The organism is Streptomyces sp. NPDC045701 (genome assembly GCF_056432045.1).
In genome coordinates, this window is record NZ_JBWKJV010000008.1 from 85,995 (window position 1) to 106,229 (window position 20,235).

Genomic DNA, 20,235 nt, shown 5'->3' on the forward strand with positions numbered 1-20,235 from the left:
GGGGTTACGCAACCGGACCAAGCCCGCTAACTTCCTTGCACCGAACCGGTCATGAGCCGTGACCGGTGACCTCTCGGCGCGACGGCGCGCGCCGGTGCTCCCCCCTCGCGTTCCCCCGCGGTCCCACACCCAGGACCTCGGGGCTCCCCCACCCGTCCCGGGAGACTCCTGTGCGCACAAGACCGGAACGACCCCGCCGGAAACCGGCCCTCCTCCTCACCGCGGTACTCGCGGCCGGCTTCCTCACCCCTGCCACCACCGCCGCCACGGCGGCCGCCGCGCCCACCGCGCCGGCCCCCGCTCCCGCCGCCGTCGCGGCGGAGCAGTTCCAGCAGGTCACCCTCGCCAAGGGCGTGGCAGAGACCGGTGAGCCGATGACCATGGCGGTCCTCCCCGACCGCTCCGTGCTGCACACCTCGCGCGACGGCACCCTGCGGCTCACCGACGCCGCGGGCACCACCAGGGTGTCGGGCAGGCTGGACGTGTACTCCCACGACGAGGAGGGCCTCCAGGGCGTCGGCGTGGACCCGGGCTTCACCACCAACCGCCAGGTCTACCTCTACTACGCGCCCAAACTGTCCACCCCGGCCGGCGACGCCCCCGGTGACGGCACGGCCGCCGACTTCGCCCCGTTCGACGGCGTGAACCGCCTGTCGCGGTTCGTCCTGCGCACCGACGGCACCATCGACCCGGCGAGCGAGCGGAAGATCCTTGACGTACCCGCCTCGCGCGGGATCTGCTGCCACGTGGGCGGCGACATCGACTTCGACGCCCAGGGGAATCTGTACCTGTCGACCGGGGACGACTCCAACCCGTTCGCCTCCGACGGCTACACGCCGATCGACGAACGCCCCACCCGCAACCCCGCCTACGACGCCCAGCGCTCGGCGGGCAACACCAACGACCTGCGTGGCAAGGTGCTGCGGATCAAGGTGAACGGGGACGGCTCGTACTCCATACCCTCCGGCAACCTCTTCGCCCCCGGCACCGCGAGGACCCGTCCCGAGATCTACGCCATGGGCTTCCGCAACCCGTTCCGGATGAGCGTCGACAAGCCCACGGGCATCGTCTACGTCGGCGACTACGGCCCCGACGCGGGCACCGCGAGCCCCACTCGGGGCCCGGCCGGCCAGGTCGAGTTCAACCGCGTAACCAGGGCCGGCAACTACGGCTGGCCGTACTGCACGGGCCGGAACGACGCGTACGTCGACCACGACTTCGCCACCGGCGCGACCGGCGCGAAGTTCGACTGCGCCGCGCCGAGGAACACCTCGCCGCGCAACACCGGCCTGACCGACCTGCCACCGGCCCAGCCCGCCTGGATCCCGTACGACGGCGGTTCAGTACCGGAGTTCGGCAGCGGCTCGGAGTCGCCGATGGGCGGTCCGGTCTACCGCTACGACGCCGCCTCGCCGTCCACCGTCAAGTTCCCGCAGAGCTACGACGGGAATTTCTTCGCCGGCGAGTTCGGCCGCAAGTGGATCAAACGCGTCGCCCAGGGCGCCGACGGCACGGTCCAGTCCATCAACGCCTTCCCCTGGAACGGCACCCAGGTGATGGACATGGCCTTCGGGCCGGACGGCGCCCTGTACGTACTGGACTACGGCACCGGCTACTTCAACGGCGACGCCAACTCGGCGCTGTACCGCGTCGAGCACGTCACCGCCGGTCGCTCCCCCGTCGCCCAGGCCACGGCGAACCGCACCTCGGGCCAGGCGCCGCTGGCCGTGACGTTCTCCTCGGCGGGCAGCTCCGACCCGGACGGCGACCCGCTTTCGTACGCCTGGAGGTTCGGCGACGGCGCCACCTCCACGGCCCCGAACCCGTCGCACACGTACACGGCCAACGGCCAGTACACCGCGACCGTCACCGTCTCGGACGGCACCGGACGCAGCGCCACCGCCTCCGTCCAGGTCACCGTGGGCAACACCGCGCCGACCGTACGCCTGGAACTGCCGGCCGACGGCCGGATCATCGACCCGGGCGCGGCCGTCCCGTTCCGGGTCACCGTCACCGACCCGGAGGACGGGACCGTCGACTGCTCCAAGGTGAAGGTCACCTTCATCATCGGCCACGACAGCCACGGCCACCCGCAGACCTCCGCGACCGGCTGCTCCGGCACCGTGCAGACCATCGCGGACGGCGAACACGACCCGAACGCGAACATCTTCGGCGTCTGGGACGCGGAGTACACCGACAAGGGCGCCGGCGGGCAGCCCGCCCTGACCACCCACGACCAGAACGTCAGCCAGCCCAGCCACCGGCAGGCCGAGCACTACGGCGGTTCCTCGGGCGTCCAGGTCGTCACCCATGCCCCCGCCCACGGCGGCAGGACGGTCGGGCACATCGAGAACGGCGACTGGATCTCGTTCACCCCGTACGCGCTCGACGACGCCACCCGGTTCACCGCGCGGGTCTCCTCCGGCGGCACCGGCGGCACCTTGGAGGTACGGGCCGGCTCCCCCACCGGCACCCTGCTGGGTACGGCGACCGTGCCGGTGACGGGCGGCTGGGAGACCTTCCAGGACGTCTCCACCGCGCTGTCGAACCGGCCCGCCGGTACGACGACGCTCCACCTCGTCTTCAAGGGAGGCGCGGGCTCGCTGTTCGACGTGGACGACTTCCACGTCACCACCTCCGGCACCACCCCGCCGCCCGGTCCCCGGACGGGTCAGGTGAAGGGCGTGAACGGCAAGTGCGCCGACGTCGCGGGCGGCGCGGCCACCGACGGCACCCAGATCCAGCTCTGGACCTGCGCCTTTGTCCCGGCCCAGCAGTGGACGGTCCCCGGCGACGGCACCCTGCGCGCCCTCGGCAAATGCCTCGACATCAGCGGCGGCGCCACCACCGACGGCACCAGGATCCAGCTCTGGACCTGCAACGGCACCGGAGCCCAGCGATGGAACCACCGCACCGACGGCACCCTGCACAACCCCCAGTCCGGCAAATGCCTCGACGCCGAAGGCGCCACCTGGAACGACGGCACCCGCCTGCACCTGTGGACCTGCCACACCGGCCCCAACCAGAAATGGACCCTGCCGTAGCAGGAGAGGAGGCTTAACCATGCGTACCACTCTCACCAAGGCCGGCTGCCTGCTCGCGGGCGCGCTCCTGTGCGTCGCCGCGGCACCCTCGGCGGTGCCGCCCGAGCGGACGGCGGCGCCCGCGACCCGCGCCGCAGCGGCGGACCCGGCGTACAAGATCCTCGCGTTCTCCAAGACGGCGGGCTTCCGCCACTCGTCCATCGACGACGGTCTGGCCGCCCTGCGCGAGCTGGGCGGCGGCAACGACTTCACCGTCGACGCCACGGAGGACGCCCAGGCCTTCACGGTCGGCAACCTCGCGCAGTACGAGGCGGTCGTCTTCCTCTCCACCACCGGAGACGTACTGAACTCGTCCCAGCAGACCGCGTTCGAGCAGTACATCCGGGGTGGTGGCGGGTACGTCGGCGTCCACGCCGCGGCCGACACCGAATACGACTGGCCCTTCTACGCGGGCCTGGCCGGCGCGCTGTTCCACTCGCACCCGCACAACCAGACCGCGACGGTGAGGGTGGAGGACCGCGCCCATGACGCCACGGCGCACCTCGGCCGCACCTGGCAGCGGTTCGACGAGTGGTACAACTACCGCTCCAACCCCCGCGCCACCGCGCACGTCCTCGCGTCGCTCGACGAGTCGAGTTACTCGGGCGGCAACATGCCCGGCGACCATCCGATCTCGTGGTGCAAGGACTACCAGGGCGGTCGCGCCTTCTACACCGGTGGCGGCCACACGGACGAGTCGTACACGGAGGCCGCGTTCCGCCGGCACCTGCTCGGCGGCGTCCGGTGGGCGGCCGGGATGACCGAGGCCGACTGCCGTCCGGAGACGGGATACGTACCACTGTTCGACGGCTCGGGCACGGCGGGCTGGAAGCAGGCGGGGCCGGGATCGTTCGCACTCAGCGACGGCACTCTCACCTCGCAGGGCGGCCTGGGGATGCTGTGGTACTCCGGCAGGGAGTTCACCGGCGACTACTCGCTGAAGCTCGACTGGCGGATGGACGGCGACGACAACTCCGGCGTGCTCGTCGGCTTCCCCGCCTCCGACGACCCCTGGTCGGCGGTGAACAACGGGTACGAGATCCAGATCGACGCCACGGACACCGCGGACCGCACCACGGGGGCCGTGTACGGGTTCCGGTCGGCGGACGTCGTGGCCCGTGACGCCGCGCTCAACCCGCCGGGCGAGTGGAACACGTACGAGATACGGGTCACGGGCGAGCGTCTGGAGGTCTCCCTCAACGGACAGAAGATCAACGACTTCACCAACACCGACCCGGCGCGCAGCCTGGCCCAGGGGTACATCGGCCTCCAGAACCACGGTGACGGCGATCAGGTGGCCTTCCGCAACGTACGTGTCAAGACCTCCGGCACCACCCCGCCGCCCGGCCCCCGGACGGGTCAGGTGAAGGGCGTGAACGGCAAGTGCGCCGACGTCGCGGGCGGCGCGGCCACCGACGGCACCCAGATCCAGCTCTGGACCTGCGCCTTTGTCCCGGCCCAGCAGTGGACGGTCCCCGGCGACGGCACCCTGCGCGCCCTCGGCAAATGCCTCGACATCAGCGGCGGCGCCACCACCGACGGCACCAGGATCCAGCTCTGGACCTGCAACGGCACCGGAGCCCAGCGATGGAACCACCGCACCGACGGCACCCTGCACAACCCCCAGTCCGGCAAATGCCTCGACGCCGAAGGCGCCACCTGGAACGACGGCACCCGCCTGCACCTGTGGACCTGCCACACCGGCCCCAACCAGAAATGGACCCTGCCCTGACCGATCCCGCCCGGAATATTTCGCATTTCGGGGCATTGCCCGGGCGTCTGCGGTGAGACGTAGAGGTATGGCAGTGGATTCCGGACGCAACCAGGACGTACTCGTCGGCACCAAGCCCCGCGCCCAGGTCGAGGCGGCGTACCAGCGGCTCGAACACAAGGCCGCCGCGCCCGGCCTCCGGACGCCCTTCTCGCTGGGCGCCGTGGCGGCCTACGAGTGGGCGCTCGGGCGGGCCTCGGAGGCCCCGGTGACGGGGGCGGCGGGCACCGGCCGCGTACCGTCCAGCCAGCTGCTCACGGCCGAGCTGGACGCGGCCGTGGTGCAGCTGGGTGACCCGACCCAGCCCGTGGAGGGCGCGGCCCACGTCCGTGGCGTCCACGACGCTCTGGCCTGGGTCTGCGGGCTGATCGACGAGCAGCCCTGACGCACGGACGCCGGCCGGCGGCGGCCCGCGGCCGACCCCGGGCACCGGTCGACGGCGGACGGTCGCGGAGGCGGGGCCTCCCGCCCGCTCATATGGACGCGGGCGGGAACCCCATGCCCGGGTACCCGGCCGGCCGGCCCACGGCGCCGAAGTCCAGCGCCCGCGTCAGCTGCCTGAGCGTCTCCTCGGCCACGCGGCGCACGTCGGCGGGGACGTCGCCGCGCTCCTGGATGAGGCGGTCGTAGATCGGCGCGTCGCCTCGCACGGCGGAATCCATGTCGAAATACCTTTCCGAAGGGGTCTGTTGCTCGCTCACCGCCGCTGCGGGCAGCGGTGGACGAGTGTACGGGGCGTGACCGGGCGCGGTGCGCGCAGCCCGGTACGCCAGGACCCGGCGCGGGCCCACGGAGCGTCCGGACGGTTTCGGCGTCCGGACGCAGGGCGGGGGTCGCGGCGTCCGGGCAGGCGCGACCACGGCGCGGGCCGGGCGAGGCGGACCCGCCCCAGGGGGTGTCTTGCCGAGCACGCCGGGCTCACGATGTCCGGCGTGCTCGACAAGACACCCCCTAGCAGGTGACGGGCCGTGACGCAATCCCCCGGGCTCCGCCCGCGTTCGTCCGGAGTGTGGGGCGCATGGACATACCGAGCGGTTTCCGGGGGGTCCTACGGTGCGGGGACCCGTCCGGCATGCCCCCAGGAGCCGCCCATGCCTGCCCCGTTCCCCCGCCGCGTGTCCGCCGTACGCCCGCCCCGGGCCCTTTCCCCCGTGCCCCGGCTGCTGCTCGCCGTGCTGGCCGTCCTGGTCCTCGCGGCCGGCGCCGCCCTGACCGGGCCCGTACCCGTCGTCCACGCCGCCCCCGCCGCGGTGGGCCTGACCCGGGTCACCGCGTTCGGGACGAACCCGGGCGCGCTCGCCATGTACGTGTACCGGCCCGCCTCGCTGCCCGCCTCGCCGCCCGTGGTGGTCGCACTGCACGGCTGCACCCAGCGCGCGCAGGCGTACGCGGACAACTCGGGTCTGGCGCAGTTCGCCGACCGGCACGGCTTCCTGCTGGTGCTGGCCGAGCAGAGCACGGCGAACAACCCCAACGCGTGCTTCAACTGGTTCCGGACGGCCGACAGCCGCCGGGGCCAGGGCGAGGCCGCGTCCATCCGTCAGATGGTCGCGCACGCCGTGTCCGCCTACGGGGCGGACGCGCGGCGGGTCCATGTGACCGGGCTGTCCGCGGGGGGCGCGATGACCTCGGTGATGCTCGCCGCCTACCCGGACGTCTTCGCCTCGGGCGCCGTCGTCGCGGGCCTGCCCTACGACTGCGCCCGGGACACCTCCGCCGCGTACGGCTGCATGAACCCGGGTGTGGACCTCGCACCCGCCCAGTGGGCGCAGCGGGTGCGTGACGCCCACCCGTCGTGGACCGGGCCGTGGCCGAGGGTGGCGATCTGGCACGGCGACCGGGACACCACGGTGGTCCCGCGCAACGCCGACGAGCTGCGCGACCAGTGGACGGCGGTGCACGGCCTGTCGCAGACCCCCACCCGTACCGCCGTCATCGGTGCGAACGCCACCCGGCGGGAGCAGTACGCCGCCCCGGACGGCACGGTCGCCGTGGAGGTCGCCGAGGTGCCGGGCATGGGGCACGGAACCCCCGTCGACCCCGGGACGGGGCCCGAGCAGTGCGGTGCCACGGCGGCGTACTTCCTCGACACCATCTGCTCCAGTCGCTGGATCGTGGAGTTCTTCGGCCTGGCCGGCACCGGAGGCCCGCCCGGCTCCCTGCCGGCGCCGGCCAGCCTGGTGGCCACCGGGGCGACCGAGACGACGATCACCCTGTCCTGGTCGGCGGTCGCCGGAGCCGCCGGCTACACGCTGTACCGCGACGGAGCGCCGGTCGCGACGCCCACCGCTCCCCCGTTCACCGACACGGGCCTGTCGCCCGGCAGCTCCCACACCTACGCGGTCGCCGCCCGTGACGGGGGCGGCCGACCCGGCGCGCCGTCCGGCACCCTCACCGCCCGGACCACCGGCGGCGCGCCCGCCGCCTGCTGGCCGGGCAACAACTACCAGCACGTACAGGCGGGGCGGGCGACGACGAGCGGCGGGCGGACGTACGCCAAGGGCTCGAACCAGGCCATGGGTCTGTACAACACGTTCGTCACGCACACGTTGCGGGAAGCGCCCGCCGGGTACTTCACCCTCGCCGACGACGGCTGTGCCGCGACCACGGCCGCGACCACCGCCGCGACCGCGGCGCCGTTCCGGGCGGCGCGGAGCACCGGCTGCGCCGCCCGGGTGCGCGTGCCGGGCGCCGCCCATCAGCGGGTGGCCTGCCTGGCCGAGCTGACCACGGCCGGAACCGTCACCTCCGGCCACACCGACCCGGCGGACTGGGCCGGCCTGACCCCCAAGGACCTGCCCACGCCCAGCGGCGTGCCGGGCGTTCAGATCGACGGGTACTTCCCCGACACGTCCACCACCAACACCAACCACGGCTGGCGGCACGACGCGCAGTTCGTCATCCGGCTTCCCGACCGGTGGAACGGCGGCCTGGTCGTCTCCGGAACCCCGGGCAACCGTGAGCAGTACGCCAACGACCGGGCCATCGGTGACTGGGTGCTCTCGCGCGGGTACGCGTTCGCCGCCACCGACAAGGGCAACACGGGTACGTCCTTCCAGCACGACGGGCGTCTGCCCGGCGACGCCATCGCCGAGTGGAACTCCCGCCTGACCCAGCTGACGCGCGCGGCCCGTGCGGTGGTGGCCCAGCGCTACCACCGGCCACCGGCACGCACCCTCGCGACCGGCATGTCCAACGGCGGCTACCTGGTGCGCTGGCAGCTGGAGAACCATCCGGAGCTGTACGACGGCGGGGTGGACTGGGAGGGCACCCTGTGGCGGGCCGACGGCCCCCACCTGTTCACCTTCCTGCCTCCCGCCCTGCGGCACTACCCGGTGTACGCGGCGGGCGGCCCGGCCGCCGGCGCGGCGCGCGACGCGATGCACGCCGCCGGCTACCCGGCCGGCTCGGAGTTCCTGTGGCCGTACCACCACACGTACTACTGGGGCCTGACCCAGCGCGTGTACCGGGAGGAGCTGGACCCGGGCTATCCGGGCGCGGACACCGACTACGACTGGGCCGCCCGGCCCGGGGAGGTGCGCGCCGCCGTCGACCGCATCGGCCTGACGGGCCGGATCGGCAAGCCGCTGATCACCGTGCACGGCACGCTGGACGTCCTGCTGCCCATCGCCCGGGACTCCGACGTGTACGCCCGCATGGTGCGGGAGGCGGGGCGCGGCGCGCTGCACCGCTACTACCGCGTCGAGGGCGGTACCCACACCGACGCCCTGGTCGACGCGTTCCCGGACCGGCTCAGGCCGCTGGTGCCGTGCCACCGCTCGGCGTTCACGGCGCTGGAGGGGTGGATCGGGCGGGGTGAGCGTCCGCCGGCGGGCCGGACCGTGCCCCTCCCCCCGGGGGCCGGCGCGGCGGCGCTGCTGGCCGGCTGCCGGCTGTGACGCCCGGGGCCGGGTGGCCGCCCCGGTGCCGGGCGACACTCCGGGGCGGGGTGACCTCCGGCGCCCGGTGTCACCGGCCGCCGGTCACCGGGAGCGTGACCTCCCAGGTGTCCACGGCGTAGTGCAGCCGCATGCCGTGGGCCTCGTAGAGCCGCAGGGCGCCGCTCTCGTTGAGTGTGTCCACGCCGAGCCCGAGCCTGTCGCGGCCCAGGGCGGCGTAGACACCGAAGGCGTGGCGCAGCAGGTGGCCGCCGAGGCCCCGGCCACGGGCGGCCCTGACGACGCCGAGGTTGCGCACCCAGCCCATGCCGGCGCGGTCGTTGCGGGAGAGCAGTACGGCGGCGTCGCCGGTGCCCCGCACGGAGGCGATCCAGACGAGCGTCCAGTCCAGGCGGGCGCCGTCGATGTCGTCGAGCCACTGCTCGTAGGTGCGCGGCTGGTGGTCGAAGTGCTCGGCGAAGGTCTCCTCGACCAGGGCGTGGGCGCGCCGCCGGTCGGCCTCGTCCGCGCAGACGCGCAGGCTCACCCCGGCCGGGGGTTCGGGCAGTGGGTCCTGGTGCGGCGTCAGGTCGCGGAGCATGACCTGGTGGCGCCGTACGGTGTGCCAGCCGCGCCGGGTGAGGATGCCGGTGTCGGTGGTGGGCCACTGGTTGAGGTGGAGGTGGACCACGGCCCGTGTGGCGCCGTTGCCGTGCGCCATCCGGCGGCACCGTTCCTCGGCCAGCTCCAGCAGGCGCTCACCGGCGGCCTGGTGGTCGGGCAGGACGTAGTGGTCGATGTCCACGCGTTCGCCGCCCGAGTCGCTCCACGCCAGCGCGTACGCGACCGGCCGGCCCTCGTCGAAGGCCAGCCACGAGTCCTGGGCGAGGTCCACCTCGGAGTGGGTCAGGTCGGCCTCGACGGTGTGCAGATCGGTCTCGGGCGCGCCGATCTCGATCGTGTCGATGGTGTTGAGCAGCTCGCAGATCTGCGGCGCGTCGTCGGTCCGGGCAGCCCGGACGGTCGGTGGGGGTCCCGTCTGCATCGGGCCACTGTCGTGGCCCGGTGTCCCGGCCCGCAAACGGTTTTCGCGCCCGTACCCCAGCTCGCGAACTAGTGGCTACCGACCAGTAGATGGAACGCCTCGTTCCGTCCATCATGGAGCGCGAGCATGCCAACGCGTCAACCACTCCCCACCCCACAGGAGTTGATCCCCCATGCATGCAGCTCGATGCGGAACACGAGTGGCGCTGACCGCGGCCGCCCTCGCGGTCACCACGGTCACCACCGCCGCGACCACCACCACGGCCACCGCCGCCCCCTCGGCCGCTCCCGCCACCCACGTCGCCACCACCGGCGCCCGGCTCGCCGGCGTCGACTACGCCACCTGGCAGCGTGACGTGGCCGCCGCCCTCGGTCAGGCGCGTCCCTACATCGAGCAGCGCACCTCGTCCGCCCCGGGCCAGAAGCTGGCCGTGGTCCTCGACATCGACAACACCTCGCTGGAAACGGACTTCCACCCCTTCTGGGAGTACCCGACGCCCGCCGTCCGGCCCGTGCTCGACCTGGTCCGCTACGCGGACTCGCGCGGGGTGGACGTCTTCTTCGTCACCGCCCGGCCGGGCATCCTGCACGCGCCCACCGCGTACAACCTGAGGTCGGTCGGCTACCCCGTCGACGGCCTCTACGTACGCGACCTGCCGGACCTGTTCGACGAGGTCAGCAAGTACAAGACGGACAAGCGCGGGGAGATCGAGGCCAAGGGGTACACGATCATCGCCAACATCGGCAACCGGCCCACCGACCTGGTCGGCGGGCACGCCGAGAAGACGTTCAAGCTGCCCGACTACGGCGGCGAGCTGTCGTAGCGGAGGCGTGCGCGGGAAGGTGCGCGGGGCCGCGGGCGGAGGCGTCCATTCGGGGCCTCCCCCGCGCCCACCCGCGCCCGACACGCCACTGACGGGTATGCGAGGTGCATGTCCGACAAGTCTCCCGGGGCCGAGGGCCGGGCCCGCGAATGGTGGATCGGCCGGCTGCACGGCGCCTTCCACCGCTCGGCCGCCGGGCGTGGCTGGCGGACGGGCACGCACCTTGAGCTGATGCACCGCTCGATGGGGTTCGCCGCCCTGGGGCTGCTCACCCTGGTGCCGCTGCTGATCGTGATCGCGGCGGCCGACCCGGCGGGCGGCACCGGCTTCGCCCAGTGGCTCTCCGACGGGCTCGGGGTGTCCGAGGGGTCGACGGACGAGGTGGAGCGGCTGTTCGCACCGCCGGGCGCGGCGCTCGAATCGACCACCGGGTTCGGTCTCGCCGCACTGACCGTGTTCGGTCTGACGTTCGGCGGTGTGGTGCAGACGGGTTACGAGAAGGTGTGGGAGCTGCCCGCCGCCCGCTGGCACACCATGTGGCGCCACGGCGTCTGGCTCGCACTGCTCATCGGCTACCTCCTGCTGTCCGCGGACGTCGCCTCCCGCCCCGCGACCGGCGCCGACCTGGTCTGGCGCGTCGCGCTGGCCTTCGCCAGCGCGGTGCTGTTCTTCTGGTGGTCGCAGCGGCTGCTGCTCGGCGGGCGCCTGCCCTGGCGCGCGCTGCTGCCGGGCGCCGTGTCGACCGTCATCGGCCTGGCGGGGCTGCGGGTCTTCTCCCGTCTGGTCTTCTCGCCCCTGATCGCCTCCAACGCGGTGACCTACGGCCCGGTCGGCACCATGCTGGTGGTCCAGTCCTGGCTCGTCGGTGTCGGCTTCGTGGTGTTCGGCGGGGCGCTCGTCGGCCGGCTGATGTACGAGGAGCGCTGGCACCTGGCGCGCGTCATGCGCCGCTGGGGCGACCGCCTGCGCCTGCCGCGGCGGCACGGCTGAGCTGCGGCGCGACGAAAAGGGCCATCCCCCGCGAAGAGTGCGAGGATGGACACCGGGCAGAGGCAGAAGAGACAGCAGGGACACCTGCGGCACATCCGCACCACTGGTGACACCGGGATGGTTTTGCACATGAACAGGAAGCCCACAGCCACCGCGGCGTCGGGGGTGACGTCCAGCAGCTCCGTCTTCGGTGCCCCGTGCTGGGTCAGTCTGATGACCCGGGACCTCCGCGCGTCCCAGGACTTCTACGGAGAGGTGCTGGGCTGGGAATTCCGCCCCGCACGGCTCGGCGAGGAGTTCAGCGTCGCCCTGGAGGAGGGCAATCCCGTCGCCGGCATAGGAGCGCTGGCCTCCGCCCTCCAGGTGGCCGTCGCCTGGACCCCGTACTTCGCCGTGCAGGACGCCGACCAGACCGCGGCCCGCATCAGGGAGCGCAGCGGCACGGTCGCCGTCGGGCCGGTCGGGTTCGTCGTCGGCCGGGGGGCGCTCGCGGCCGACCGTGACGGCGCGGTGTTCGGCATCTGGGAGGGCCAGCTGCTCTCCGGGTGGGAGACCTGGCGCGCCGACGCGCCCGCCTGGCTGCGACTGCGGACCCGGGACGCCTTCGAGGCCGCGATCTTCTACGGGGAGGTCTTCGACTGGGCCTGCGGCCGGCCGGGGTGCTGCGACGTCGAGTACGAGGGCGACGAGGTCGTGCTGCGCAGCGCCGGCCACGTGGTCGCCCGGCTCGGCTCCGGCGCGCTGGAAGCCGCCCCCGACCCCGCCGTCCGCCCCCGGTGGGAGGTCCACTTCCCGGTGCGCGACGTCGATGCCCGCGTGTCGGCCGCGCGGCGGCACGGCGGCACGGTGATCCACCACGAGCCGGGCGCGCACGCCACCCTGCGTGACCCGGACGGGGGTTTGTTCACGCTCACCACGCGCATCAGTGCTTAATGACCTTCTCCGATCTGGTATACGCCGGCCTGGGCGTGGGGGCGCTCGCGGCGGCCGTCCTGCCCCGGGTGGTCTTCCGCCGCCCCTTCTCCATACCCATGGTGTTCCTGGCCGCCGGTGTCGCCGTCCAGCTGCTGCCCCTGCCGGTTCCGGTGGTCGACCCGCTGGCGGACCGGCTGTGGGTGGAGCACATCACCGAGGTCTGTGTGATCGTCTCGCTGATGGGTGCCGGGCTGGCCATCAACCGGCCACCGGGGCTCCGTGCCTGGGCGGGCACCTGGCGGCTGCTGGGCATCACGATGCCGCTGACGATCCTGGCGGTCACCGTGCTGGCGTGGGCGCTGCTGGACTGGCCGCCCGCCGTCGCCCTGCTGCTGGGCGCCGTACTGGCGCCGACCGACCCGGTGCTGGCGGCGGAGGTACGGGTGGGCGAGCCGACCGACGCGGAGGAGGACGAGGACGAGGTGCGCTTCACGCTCACCAGCGAGGCGGGCCTCAACGACGGGCTCGCGTTCCCGTTCGTCCTCGCGGCCGTGGCCCTGGCCGCCGCCGCGGGAACCGGCTGGTCGTCCGGGTGGATCGGCGGCTGGGCCCTGTCCGACGCGCTCGGCAAGGTGGCCATCGGGGTGGTCGCGGGCATGGCGGTGGGCAAGGTGCTCGGGTGGATGTTCTTCCGCGCCAGGGCCCAGGCACTGCGGCTGTCGGAGCACATGGAGGGCTTCGTCGCCCTCGGGGCGACCCTCCTGTCGTACGGGGTGACGGAGCTGCTGCACGGCTACGGCTTCCTGGCGGTGTTCGTCGCCGCCTGCACGCTGCGCGCCGCCGAGCGCAGCCACGGCTACCACAAGGTGCTGCACGAGTTCACCGAGCAGATCGAGCGGCTGCTCACCGCGTTCCTGCTGTTCCTGCTCGGCATGTACGTCGCCTCCGGCGGCCTCGCCGGCCTGACCTGGCAGGCGGCGGCCGTCTCGGTGCTGCTCATCCTGGTCGTCCGCCCGGTGACCGGCTGGCTGGCGCAGCTCGGCTCGGCCGCCGGTCCGCGCGAGCGGATGGTCACGGCGGCGTTCGGGCTGCGGGGCATCGGTTCGCTGTACTACCTCGCGTACGCCCTGGGGGAGGACGACTTCGGCGGGCTGGCGCGCCAGCTGTGGGCCGCCGTGGCCTTCACGGTCGTCGCCTCCGTCATCCTGCACGGGATCACCGCGACCCCGGTGATCAGCCGCCTCGACCGGCTGCGGCGTACGGCGCCGCCGGGTGCTCCGCCGCCCTGAGGGCCGCCGCTACACCGGATAGCGCTCCAGCAGGGCCTGCCGCTGGAGGTCCTCCCGCTCCAGGACCTCGGCCAGGATCTCGGTGTCGCGGCTGCTGCTGATCGCGTCCCGCACCAGGGCGGCCAGCGCGTCCGGCGGCAGCGCCTCGGCCTGGGTGGTGGACGTGCCGGGGAAGGAGCGCCGGTCGCTGGCCTTCACCGGGGCGGTCGGCAGGCGGAACTCGGCGATCTGCTGCTCGGTGACGGCCAGCCGGTCGAAGCGCACCCGCACGTCGGGGGCGTCCAGTGCGGCGAAGGCGGTGACGTCCTCGGCGAGCGCCGTGAACAGGTGCAGCCCGGTCGGGTCCCAGTCGCCGACGACCAGGATGCGTACGGAGGTGTGCCCGCCGCCGGCCGCCCGCTGGGCGGCGGCCCGCTTGCCGGACAGGCCGGTGGCCGACGCGTACACCGGCACGCCCCACGGGTCGGTGACCGTGGCCAGCTGCGGCACCAGGCCGACCGTGTCGCACCACACCTCCAGCCTGACGTCCTGGCCCGCCTGGCGGTCCAGCCGGAAGCCGCGCACCGCGTCGAGCTGCGCCCGGCGGAAGCCTTCGGCGCCGTCATAGGCGACGGGTTCCACGGCGGCGTCCGGGCCGTCGCCGATGGCCAGCCAGGAGATGCGGCCGGACCTGCGGGCCATGCCGAGGAGATCGACGAGCCGCTTGTACGTCCGCTCCTGCCGGACGAGGACGCCCTCGGACACGGCCGCGTACCAGATCTGCCGGATGGTCAGCGGCAGTTGCGCGGCGTATCTGCCGAGGATGAACTCGACGGCGGCCAGCAGTTCCTGGGTCGCGGGGCGTGGTTGCCAGTCGGGCTGATAGCCGCGAGGACGCCTGTCCGGCACCGTGGGCCCCCTTCACCAGTGGGTGGACGGGCCGGGACGTCTGGGCGTCCTGCCCCTCTCCGTCGAATCTGCCCACTGGGAGGGCCGTATTCACCTGAGGGCGGGGCCCGTCATGCCGGTCAGCTCGCCTTGCGGCCCGTGAGGGGGGCGGTGTCCATGCCGGCGCCCTGCCGCATCCCCTCCAGCATCTCCTCGATCGCCTCCAGGGACGTGCGCCGGGGGCTCCATCCCAGCTCCTCGCGGGCGCGCGTGCAGTCCAGCATCGGCACCCGCAGCACCGCGTCGAACAGCTGCGGGGACGCGGGGATCAGACGCAGCCCCCACCCGGCGGCCAGGGCGGCGCGGATGGCCGGCCTGGGCAGGCGGACGACCCGGGCGTCGAGGAGCTCGGCGAGCCGGCGGGCGTCGAGGGCCGGCTCGGCGGCGAGGTTGAACGCGCCCTTCACGTCCTTCGTGACGGCGAGCCGGTAGGCCTCGGCGGCGTCATCGGTGTGCAGGGCCTGGAAGCGGAGGCCGGGGATGTCCGGCACGACCGGGATCGTCCGGGGCCCGGCGAGCTGGCCCGGCACGAACCGGCCGGCGAAGATCCGCCGCTGTTCGCTCCCCGACTCCTCCTTGAACAGGAAGGCCGGCCTCATCCGCACGACCCGCACCCCGGGGTTGCGGGCCTCGAAGCCGTCCAGGACCCGTTCCAGATAGGCCTTCTCCCGGGTGTACGCGGCCCCCGGCCAGCCGTGCGTCGGCCATGACTCGTCGACGGCCCGGTCCTTCGGCCCCGGCGAGTACGCGCCGACCGAGGAGGCGTGGACCAGCACCGGCACGCCGGCGGAGGCCACGTCCCGGTACACCTGGAGGCTGCCGAGGACGTTGGTGCGCCAGGTGGCCACCGGATCGTGCGTGGGCTGGAACGCCCAGGCCAGGTGGATCACGGCGTCGGCGCCTTCGAAGTGCCTGACCAGGTCGTTCTCCTCGCGCAGGTCCACCGTGGCCCAGTCGGTCTTCGGCGGCGACCAGCCGGGCAGCCTGCGGGCCAGGCCCAGTACGGACGAGATCTGCGGGTCCTTCGCGAGGGCCGCCACCACACTGGTCCCGACATTTCCGGTGGCCCCAGTGACGACGACCCGCTTGCCGGCGTTCATGTTCACGACTCCTGTCCTCCGACGGCGACGCTCTGCCTGCGTTCCGGCCCGGTGCCCCGCGCCGGAGGTCCGGGTACCCGCTGGGCGGCGGTCCATTGTCGGCCTCGTACCGGTACGTACCGGCATGGGAGACCGGGCGCAGGGGCACGATGGACGCGGGGGACGGCACACGAGAAGGGAAACCGGTCGGATGCGCGTGGACCTCACCGGCAGGACGGCGCTGGTCACCGGCTCGACGCAGGGCATCGGCGCGGCGATCGCCACCGCGCTGGCGCGCTCGGGCGCGACGGTGGCCGTCAACGGACGGACGCCGGACGGTGTCACCGCCGCCGTGAAGCGGCTGCGGGCGGAGGTGCCCGACGCCGAGCTGGTCCCGGTGGCGGCGGACGTCGCCACCGAGGAGGGTGCCGCGCTGGCCGTTGAGCTGCTGCCCGAGGTGGACGTCCTCGTCAACAACCTCGGCATCTTCGAGTCCCGGCCCGCCCTGGAGATCACGGACGAGGAGTGGCGGCGGTACTTCGAGGTGAACGTACTCGCGGCGGTGCGGCTCACGCGCGCGTATCTGCCCGGTATGACGGCCCGGGGCTGGGGGCGGGTGCAGTACATCGCCAGCGACTCGGCCGTGGTGACGCCGGCGGAGATGATCCACTACGGCATGTCGAAGACGGCTCTGCTGGCGGTGAACCGCGGCTTCGCCAAGGAGGCCGCCGGTACGGGCGTCACCGTCAACGCCGTGATCGCCGGACCCACCCGTACGGGTGGTGTGGAGGACTTCGTGTACGAGCTGGTCGACCGGGAGCTGCCGTGGGAGGAGGCGCAGCGCGTCTTCATGCGCGAGCACCGGCCGCAGTCCCTCGTCCAACGGCTGATCGAGCCGGAGGAGATCGCGCACATGGTGGTTTACCTCAGCTCGCCGCAGGCGTCCGCGACGACCGGTGGAGCCGTCCGGGTCGACGGCGGTTACGTGGACTCCATCCTGCCGTGACCGACCGGCCGGAACGCCCGCCCCGGCATCGGGACGCCGGTGGCGATCAGGCCCGCGGGGCCGGCCCCCACCGGGCCTTTGGCATATGCCGCGAGCACCACCGTATCGAGTGTTGCCAAACCCCTTACAGGCCCTCTCCGCCTGTGCAACAGTCGTAACCGGTCCTCAGTCTCAGACCCTGGCCGCCGCGCCCGTATCGGAGTACGACATGCCGTCCCATCTGTTCGCGGACCGTCCCGCCCCGCAGCCGCCCGAGCGCGGCACGCTGGACGCCCTGATCTCGCAGACCCGCCGGCTGCGCGGAGACGTCGACGCCGTGCGCCGGGACGCCGTGGTGGACGAGGACGACCCACAGGGCCGCTGGCAGCGCGCGCTGTGCGACCTGGCCGTCCACCAACTGGACGACCTGGGCGCCCAGTTGGGTCAGCTCAGGGAGGGTGTGCCCGACGGCTCCGAACAGTTCGCGGAACCGTTCGGGGGCCCGGCCGCCGACGAGGCGGCACCCGTGGACCCGCCGCCCACCGGCTCGCTCCTCAGCCGGGTCGGCAGCGCGGAATGGAACCTGCTCACCGACGAGGTGAGCTGGTCCGACGAGCTGTACGACATCTTCGGCCGCTCCACCGACGCCGGCCCGATGACCCTCGACGAGCTGCCCTCCATGGTGTTCGCCGAGGACCAGACGTTGCTGACCGCGATGGTGACCGGCTGCCTGATCGACGGCAAGCCCATCGACGGCGAGTTCCGGATCGTGCGGACGGACGGCCGGGTGCGCACCCTCCACATGATGGGCGAGCCCGTGCTGGACGTGGACGGCTGCACCGCGTCGATGTGGGCGGTGCTGCGGGACGTCAGCGAGCTGCGCCGCAGCGAGCGGGCCGTACGCGAATCCCGTGACTCGTTGCAGCGCCGCCGGCACATCGAGCGGGCCGAGCACCGGATGGCGGTGGAGCTCCAGGAGGCGGTCCTGCCGCCGTGGCGCGGCTCCTCCGGGCTCCCGCACAGCGGGCCCGCGGGGCTGGACCTGGCCGCGCAGTACCTGCCGTCCGCGTCCAGCGCGGCGATCGGCGGGGACTGGTACGACGCGCTCGAACTCCCGGACGGGGAAGCCCTGCTGACCGTGGGCGACCTGACGGGCCACGGCGTGTCCGCGACGTCCACGATGGCGATGCTGCTGGGGGCCCTGCGGGGACTGGCGGTCGCCGGAATCCGGCCCGGTCCCCTGATGGGCCACCTCAACCAGGTGCTGGACACCTCCTCGCAGCCCGCTCTGGGCAGCGCGGTGTGCTGCCGCTACGACCGGAGGACCCGGACGCTCACCTGGGCACAGGCGGGTCACCCCGCCCCGCTGCTGTTCCGCGACGGGACGGGGCGCACGCTGGCCCGCCCGGAGGGTGCCCTGCTCGGGGCCACGTCCGGGGCGGCGTACGAACAGGCCGAGATCGAGCTGCGGCCCGGGGACCTGCTGGTGCTGCACACGGACGGGCTGACGCGCGGCCCCGGCAGGGAGAAGCTGCTGGAGCTCGCGCCCCGGTTCGCCCGGGCCCGCGACGCGCGGGAGTGTGTGCGGTCGGTGGTGGAGGAGTTCGGTGGCGCGGCACGTGAGAGCGACGCCTGCGTGATGGTCGCCAGGGTGGGCGGCGGCCGGTCGTGAGCGGCCGCCCGTGCGTCATGCCGTTACGGCACGGCATCGTGCGGGGGCCTGATCGGGTGTTGCCCGCGCTGTCCGACCGACGGCGTGATGTCGTGACAGGTCGGCCGCCTTGCTGCCGGTCGGTCCGGGCGGGTCTTGCGGTGGTGGCGCTCCGGGCGTGGTCCCGGGCGGTCAGGCCCGGGTGCGCCTGGGCCTCTTCGCGGCGGCCTTGGGCATGGCCAGCTGGATCTCCTCGCGCAGGTCCTCGATCTTCGTGTAACCCGCGTACTGCCCGGTGAGCCGGTACATCTCCCGCAGCCGGTCCCATGTGCGCTGGGACGAGGTCTCGCCCATCGACATCAGGGCGAGCCTGGCGTAGCGGTCCGCCTGCTCGGGGTCGTCGGCGATGAAGCACGCCGACGCCATGGAGAGGTAGTCGAAGATCTTCGAACGCTGCCGGCCGTCGTTGCGCAGCGCCAGCGCCTTCTGCGCGAAGTACTGGGCCTGCTTCGCCGCGGCGGGCTCGTGCTCGGCCAGCGTCCGGTAGGCGAGCGCCTGCATGCCGTACAGGTCCTCGCTCCGGAAGGTCTGCATCCAACTCGGCAGTGGTACGTCGGACTTGTCCGACACGAACAGCTCCTCCGCCTCGCCCAGGGTGCGGCGCATGGCCTGGCCACGCCCCATGGACGCCTGTGCCCAGGCCTCGATGGTGTGCAACATGGCCTGCGTACGCGGCAGGATCTCCTCGCCCGAACCGGACCGGGCGAGCTTCATCAGGTCCAGGGCCTCGTCCGGGCGGCCCAGGTGCACCATCTGACGGGCGGCGCGGGACAGGGCCTCGCCGGCGCGCGGCCGGTCGCCGCCCTCGCGCGCCGCGTGGGCGGCGATGACGAAGTACTTCTGGGCGGTGGGTTCCAGGCCCACGTCGTGGGACATCCAGCCCGCCAGGACGGCGAGGTTGGCGGCCACGCCCCAGAGCCTGCGCTGGAGGTGGTCGGGGTGGCGGTAGGCGAGCATGCCGCCCACTTCGTTGAGCTGGCCGACGACGGCCTTCCGCTGGAGCCCGCCGCCACGGGCGGCGTCCCAGGCGCGGAACACTTCGACGGACCGTTCCAGCGCTTCGATCTCCTGCGAGCCGATGGGGGCGGCCTCGTAGCGGTCGAACCCGGCGGGATCGGCGTGCAGGGGATTGTCGTGCCGGGGGGCGTCGGCGGTGAGGGTGGGATCGGTGTGGAGCCAGTCGTGCATGGCGCTGGTGAGTGCGGAGCCTGCGGCGAGCGCGGCGCCCGCGCCCACCAAGCCGCGTCGGTTGAGCATGAGGTCCATTCCCGTGAATTCGGTGAGGACCGCAGCCGTACGCTCGGGCGCCCAGGGCAGCCCGTCAGGGTTGTCGGTGTTCCTGACGTCCCGCCGTTTCCCGGCGCGCCCGTGTCGTACGAACCCGAGGTCCTCGATGGTCACGACACGGCCGAGTCGCTCGGTGAACAGGGCTGCCAGCACCCGCGGTACGGGATCGCGCGGGGTCTCCCCCATGTCGATCCAGCGCCGGACCCGCGAGGTGTCGGTCGCCAGCTGGGGGTGGCCCATGGCCGCCGCCTGCCGGTTCACGAGTCTCGCGAGTTCGCCCTTGGACCAGCCGGCCAGGCCGAACAGGTCTGCAAGGCGGGTGTTGGGTTCTCCGGTCACGTCAAGCCCCCAGGTTCTCGGCTGAGTTGACACTAACCCGCTGTCATAGGGCTGACGACTATTCGCCAGGGTTCGCCAGGGTCCGCCAGATGGTGTGCCACCCGCGCCCGGGT

Annotated in this window: 15 protein-coding genes and 1 pseudogene; 11 read left to right on the plus strand and 5 right to left on the minus strand. The window is 73.1% G+C overall.

The window, feature by feature from the left end; genetic code table 11:
- Positions 1–170 precede the first annotated feature (170 nt).
- From AC07DW_RS12235 to AC07DW_RS12245, 3 genes are all read left to right on the plus strand, one after another.
- Positions 171–3,044 (plus strand): PQQ-dependent sugar dehydrogenase, encoded by a 2,874-nt coding sequence (locus AC07DW_RS12235; RefSeq protein ID WP_478857570.1) that lies wholly within the window; start codon positions 171–173, stop codon positions 3,042–3,044.
- A 19-nt stretch (positions 3,045–3,063) separates the two neighbouring features.
- Entirely contained in the window at positions 3,064–4,815 is a 1,752-nt protein-coding gene (locus AC07DW_RS12240; RefSeq protein ID WP_478857571.1) for a ThuA domain-containing protein, read from the plus strand.
- 67 nt (positions 4,816–4,882) lie between these two features.
- Positions 4,883–5,239 (plus strand): hypothetical protein, encoded by a 357-nt coding sequence (locus AC07DW_RS12245; protein WP_478857572.1) that lies wholly within the window; start codon positions 4,883–4,885, stop codon positions 5,237–5,239.
- Positions 5,240–5,327: 88 nt separating this feature from the next.
- On the opposite strand, the gene AC07DW_RS12250 is transcribed toward AC07DW_RS12245, so the two are convergent.
- A complete protein-coding gene (locus AC07DW_RS12250; RefSeq protein ID WP_478857573.1) occupies positions 5,328–5,516 on the minus strand; it encodes a hypothetical protein in 189 nt (62 codons plus the stop codon).
- Positions 5,517–6,155: 639 nt separating this feature from the next.
- Between AC07DW_RS12250 and AC07DW_RS12255 the strand changes: the two are divergent.
- Together AC07DW_RS12255 and AC07DW_RS12260 are read left to right on the plus strand one after the other, a co-directional pair.
- Positions 6,156–6,920: pseudogene (locus AC07DW_RS12255) on the plus strand (extracellular catalytic domain type 1 short-chain-length polyhydroxyalkanoate depolymerase); the annotation flags it as partial.
- A gap of 450 nt (positions 6,921–7,370) precedes the next feature.
- A complete protein-coding gene (locus AC07DW_RS12260) occupies positions 7,371–8,753 on the plus strand; it encodes a 3-hydroxybutyrate oligomer hydrolase family protein (RefSeq protein ID WP_478857705.1) in 1,383 nt (460 codons plus the stop codon).
- Positions 8,754–8,823: 70 nt separating this feature from the next.
- On the opposite strand, the gene AC07DW_RS12265 is transcribed toward AC07DW_RS12260, so the two are convergent.
- Positions 8,824–9,777 (minus strand): GNAT family N-acetyltransferase, encoded by a 954-nt coding sequence (locus tag AC07DW_RS12265; RefSeq protein WP_478857574.1) that lies wholly within the window; start codon positions 9,775–9,777, stop codon positions 8,824–8,826.
- Positions 9,778–9,949: 172 nt separating this feature from the next.
- Here AC07DW_RS12265 and AC07DW_RS12270 point away from each other — a divergent pair, with 172 nt between their 5' ends.
- From AC07DW_RS12270 to AC07DW_RS12285, 4 genes are all read left to right on the plus strand, one after another.
- Entirely contained in the window at positions 9,950–10,600 is a 651-nt protein-coding gene (locus tag AC07DW_RS12270; protein ID WP_478857575.1) for an HAD family acid phosphatase, read from the plus strand.
- Positions 10,601–10,708: 108 nt separating this feature from the next.
- On the plus strand, positions 10,709–11,590 hold the full coding sequence (locus AC07DW_RS12275) for a ribonuclease BN (RefSeq protein WP_478857576.1): 882 nt from the start codon (positions 10,709–10,711) through the stop codon (positions 11,588–11,590).
- A 129-nt stretch (positions 11,591–11,719) separates the two neighbouring features.
- A complete protein-coding gene (locus AC07DW_RS12280) occupies positions 11,720–12,523 on the plus strand; it encodes a VOC family protein (RefSeq protein WP_478857577.1) in 804 nt (267 codons plus the stop codon).
- On the plus strand, positions 12,523–13,794 hold the full coding sequence (locus AC07DW_RS12285; protein ID WP_478857578.1) for a cation:proton antiporter: 1,272 nt from the start codon (positions 12,523–12,525) through the stop codon (positions 13,792–13,794). Before AC07DW_RS12280 ends, AC07DW_RS12285 begins: the two co-directional genes overlap by 1 nt.
- A gap of 9 nt (positions 13,795–13,803) precedes the next feature.
- Here the strand turns inward: AC07DW_RS12285 and AC07DW_RS12290 are convergent, their stop codons facing one another.
- Entirely contained in the window at positions 13,804–14,682 is an 879-nt protein-coding gene (locus tag AC07DW_RS12290) for a hypothetical protein (RefSeq protein WP_478857579.1), read from the minus strand.
- A gap of 119 nt (positions 14,683–14,801) precedes the next feature.
- Positions 14,802–15,821, minus strand: coding sequence for an SDR family oxidoreductase (locus tag AC07DW_RS12295; RefSeq protein ID WP_478857580.1), 1,020 nt, complete (start codon positions 15,819–15,821; stop codon positions 14,802–14,804).
- Positions 15,822–16,011: 190 nt separating this feature from the next.
- Between AC07DW_RS12295 and AC07DW_RS12300 the strand changes: the two genes are divergently transcribed.
- Positions 16,012–16,806 (plus strand): SDR family NAD(P)-dependent oxidoreductase, encoded by a 795-nt coding sequence (locus tag AC07DW_RS12300; RefSeq protein ID WP_478857581.1) that lies wholly within the window; start codon positions 16,012–16,014, stop codon positions 16,804–16,806.
- A gap of 208 nt (positions 16,807–17,014) precedes the next feature.
- Positions 17,015–18,457 carry a PP2C family protein-serine/threonine phosphatase gene (locus AC07DW_RS12305; protein WP_478857582.1) on the plus strand — a complete coding sequence of 481 codons (1,443 nt, stop codon included), beginning with the start codon at positions 17,015–17,017 and terminating at the stop codon, positions 18,455–18,457.
- A gap of 171 nt (positions 18,458–18,628) precedes the next feature.
- Here the strand turns inward: AC07DW_RS12305 and AC07DW_RS12310 are convergent, their stop codons facing one another.
- Positions 18,629–20,122 carry a DNA-binding protein NsdB gene (locus tag AC07DW_RS12310; protein ID WP_478857583.1) on the minus strand — a complete coding sequence of 498 codons (1,494 nt, stop codon included), beginning with the start codon at positions 20,120–20,122 and terminating at the stop codon, positions 18,629–18,631.
- Positions 20,123–20,235: the final 113 nt, after the last annotated feature.